This is a genomic window from Flavobacterium sp., assembly GCF_003525665.1.
In the GTDB taxonomy this organism is placed as follows: domain Bacteria; phylum Bacteroidota; class Bacteroidia; order Flavobacteriales; family Flavobacteriaceae; genus Flavobacterium.
Map to the genome: position 1 here is coordinate 16870 of NZ_DQDX01000194.1, position 2263 is coordinate 19132.

3 protein-coding genes and 1 pseudogene are annotated in these 2263 nt (G+C 32.0%); 3 read left to right on the plus strand and 1 reads right to left on the minus strand.

Annotation, left to right across the window (positions count from 1 at the left end; genetic code table 11):
* The first annotated feature begins 119 nt into the window (after positions 1-119).
* The 3 genes from DIU01_RS13715 to DIU01_RS13725 all read left to right on the plus strand — a co-directional run bounded on the left by DIU01_RS13715 (position 120) and on the right by DIU01_RS13725 (position 2152).
* Complete coding sequence (locus tag DIU01_RS13715; RefSeq protein WP_290835380.1) at positions 120-602, plus strand: dihydrofolate reductase; 483 nt, start codon at positions 120-122, stop codon at positions 600-602.
* Positions 603-689: 87 nt separating this feature from the next.
* Positions 690-1421: a bifunctional demethylmenaquinone methyltransferase/2-methoxy-6-polyprenyl-1,4-benzoquinol methylase UbiE gene (ubiE, locus tag DIU01_RS13720; protein ID WP_290835382.1), complete on the plus strand. Its 732-nt coding sequence runs from the start codon at positions 690-692 to the stop codon at positions 1419-1421.
* A gap of 23 nt (positions 1422-1444) precedes the next feature.
* Positions 1445-2152: a porin family protein gene (locus tag DIU01_RS13725; protein ID WP_290835384.1), complete on the plus strand. Its 708-nt coding sequence runs from the start codon at positions 1445-1447 to the stop codon at positions 2150-2152.
* A 4-nt stretch (positions 2153-2156) separates the two neighbouring features.
* Here the strand turns inward: DIU01_RS13725 and DIU01_RS13730 are convergent.
* Positions 2157-2263, minus strand: a pseudogene (locus tag DIU01_RS13730) (RNA methyltransferase); the annotation flags it as partial.

The following is a 2263-nucleotide window of genomic DNA, read 5'->3' on the forward strand; positions in this document are numbered from 1 at the left end:
GTATTTATTACCGATAGTTTCATGAATAAAAAATGGGAACTTGAGCAAATAAACAGACTCATGGCCATGCAAGAAAAAAAAATTGAGCAATTAAAAAACGAAATAGAGAATAAAAAATAATGATAACTTTAATTGCAGCAGCAGCCGAAAACAACGCATTAGGAAAAAATAACGACCTTATTTGGCATTTGCCAGACGACTTCAAGAGATTTAAAGCCATAACATCGGGACATTATATCATTATGGGACGAAAAACATTTGAAAGTTTCCCCAAACCATTGCCTAATAGAACCCATGTTATAATTACTAGGCAAAAAAACTATAATCCAGAAAATTGTATTGTTGTTAACAGCTTAGAAAAAGCCATTGAGATTTGTCCAAAAGACGAAGATGTATTTGTTATTGGCGGAGGCGAAATCTACCAACAATCTATTGCAATTGCTGATAAAATTGAACTTACCAGAGTTCATTCTACCTTTGAAGCAGATACTTTTTTTCCAGAAATCGACACCACTATTTGGGAATTAGTTCAAGAAGAATTTCATCCAAAAGACGAGAAACACCTTTTTGATTTTTCGTTTCAAACCTATCTAAAAAAGTAAACGCTTTATTGTGATAGTTTTAGAAATTGTTATTGCTAATTGATTTTTATTATTTGTACTTTTGCACCATAAAAAATTGCAAGTAAAATGGCTAAAAGCGTAACTCCATATAAAGATTCTAACTTAGGAAAAAAAGAACAAGTAGCTCAAATGTTTGACAACATTTCGGGAAATTATGACGGTTTAAACCGCGTAATCTCTTTTGGAATTGATGTGAAATGGCGCAAAAAAGTACTTAAATTAGTTGCAGCCAAAAATCCAAATAACATTCTTGATATTGCAACTGGCACCGGAGATTTAGCTATTTTAATGACAAAGACCAATGCTAAAAACATTATTGGTTTAGACATTTCTGCCGGAATGCTAGAAGTTGGGAAAAAGAAAATTGCAGAAAAAAAACTAGATAACATCATTGATATGGTGATTGGCGATAGCGAAAACATGCCTTTTCCAGACAACCATTTTGATGCCATCACCGTTTCATTCGGAATTAGAAATTTTGAAAACCTAGAAAAAGGTCTTGCAGAAATCCTTAGAGTTTTAAAACCTAATGGAATTTTCGTAATTCTGGAAACTTCAAACCCAACAAAAACTCCTTATAAACAAGGCTATAATTTTTATACTAAAAATATTTTACCTATCATTGGTAAACTTTTCTCAAAAGACAATGTTGCCTACGGATATTTATCAGAATCGGCGGCAGTTTTTCCTTTTGGTGAAGAGTTAAACAATATTTTACGAAAAATTGGGTTTATAGATGTTGAAGCCATGCCACAAACATTTGGTGTAGCAACAATTTATTCGGCATCCAAAAAATAAAACTGAAGTATTTCAGCATAAGTATGAGAAAGCATTTTTATATTCTACTAGTAGTATTAGTATCACTACAAAGTCAAGCGCAATCCAAAGGACTTTTTAGCAGCGATCCAATTATAAACCTAGAAAACTGGGATAAACAACGTGTTTATTGGGGCTATTTTTTGGGTTTCAACATGTACGATTTTAAAATTGACTATAAAAACACACCCGATGTTGATATTTTAGTTGATGGCGTTACCGGTTTTAATGTAGGATTAATTGGTGATTTACGTCTTCATGAATACATTAATTTACGATTTGAACCAGGATTATATTACACGCAAAGAAATTTAAATTACTCCGGATTTACAGATGAAAATGATGCTTTAAGAGAAGTAAAATCAACTTACATTCATTTCCCTTTATTACTGAAATTTTCTTCAGAACGAACTGGAAATATTCGTCCTTTTTTAGTTGGTGGCGTTTCGGCGACATTAAATTTGTCTAGTAATTCTAAAACTAAAGACGACAATTTACAGGAACGATTTAGAGTAAAACCTTGGACAAATAACTATGAAGTTGGTTTTGGCATAGATTTATACTTAGAATATTTCAAATTCTCACCTTCTATTCGTGGTGTTTTTGGGTTAAATGATGAGTTGATTAGAGACAACGACCCAAACAGTCCATGGACAGGAAATATTGACGCTTTAAAATCTAGAGCAATATTTATAAACTTTACGTTCCAATAGATTTTTATTGCAATCTTTTAAACTCACTTAAAAAAATTGCCGTAGCAGTTGCTACATTCAAACTTTCGGTTTTTTGCAAATCACCAAATCTTGGAATTGATAATTTTTGAG

What these genes read in the sequence shown, in the direction of transcription:
- DIU01_RS13715 (WP_290835380.1), top strand. Translation starts at nt 120, where the DNA reads ATGATAACTTTAATTGCAGCAGCAGCCGAAAACAACGCATTAGGAAAA.
- ubiE (WP_290835382.1), top strand. Translation starts at nt 690, where the DNA reads ATGGCTAAAAGCGTAACTCCATATAAAGATTCTAACTTAGGAAAAAAA.
- DIU01_RS13725 (WP_290835384.1), top strand. Translation starts at nt 1,445, where the DNA reads ATGAGAAAGCATTTTTATATTCTACTAGTAGTATTAGTATCACTACAA.